This window comes from Stenotrophomonas sp. YIM B06876 (assembly GCF_030711595.1).
Taxonomy (GTDB): Bacteria; Pseudomonadota; Gammaproteobacteria; order Xanthomonadales; family Xanthomonadaceae; genus Stenotrophomonas.
In genome coordinates this window covers 1-824 of record NZ_JAUJUJ010000364.1, presented here as the reverse complement: position 1 = coordinate 824, position 824 = coordinate 1, and the positions used below count along the sequence as shown (strand labels likewise).

At 67.4% G+C, this 824-nt stretch carries 1 protein-coding gene; it reads right to left on the bottom strand.

Going from position 1 to position 824, the window contains the following annotated elements; genetic code table 11:
• Positions 1 to 111: 111 nt before the first annotated feature.
• The gene (locus QZH66_RS17325; protein ID WP_305807082.1) at positions 112 to 786 is read right to left on the bottom strand and encodes an Lrp/AsnC family transcriptional regulator; all 675 of its coding nucleotides are present in this window, start codon (positions 784 to 786) and stop codon (positions 112 to 114) included.
• Positions 787 to 824 lie beyond the last annotated feature (38 nt).

The window sequence follows — 824 nt, the reverse complement described above, 5'->3', positions numbered from 1 at the left end:
CAGGCCCGGCGAGCCGCATGCCCAGCATGCATGCCCGCCTACATGGCCGGCGTGGGCATACGGCCCGAGCATGTGCGCACCGGCCGCCAGGAGTGACGGGTGTCCCCGGTCTCAACCCACGCCAGGCAGCGCCACCGGCACGTCGCGGTCGTCCTTCTGGACGCTCATCACCACGCTGGTCGTGAAGCGGCGCACATAGCGGTGGCCGAAGAACAGCCGCTGGGTCAACGCCTCGTAGTCCTGCATGTCGCGCACCAGCAGGAACAGCACGAAGTCCGACGCTCCGGTGACGTAGTAGCTCTGCTGCACCCGCGGCTCGGCCGCCAGCAGCGCACGGAACTTGTCCAGCACGTCGGCCTGCTCGACGTCGAGTTCCACGCCCACGATGCAGCGCATCCGAAAGCCCAGCTTCTCGGGCGCGACCACGCAGGTCTGGCGNTCGCGCACCAGCAGGAACAGCACGAAGTCCGACGCTCCGGTGACGTAGTAGCTCTGCTGCACCCGCGGCTCGGCCGCCAGCAGCGCACGGAACTTGTCCAGCACGTCGGCCTGCTCGACGTCGAGTTCCACGCCCACGATGCAGCGCATCCGAAAGCCCAGCTTCTCGGGCGCGACCACGCAGGTCTGGCGGACGATGACCTTGGCGGCGACCAGCCGCTTGATGCGGCGCTGCACGCTGGTGGCGGACAAGCCCAGGTCCGCGCCCAGCAGCTCGGTCGGGGTGCTGGCGTCACGCTGCAGCGCTTGCAGGATGCGCAGGTCCTTGTCGTCGAGTTTCAGCATCATTGAATGGCTGTCCGCAGAAATTCTGCAATCTGGCGAAT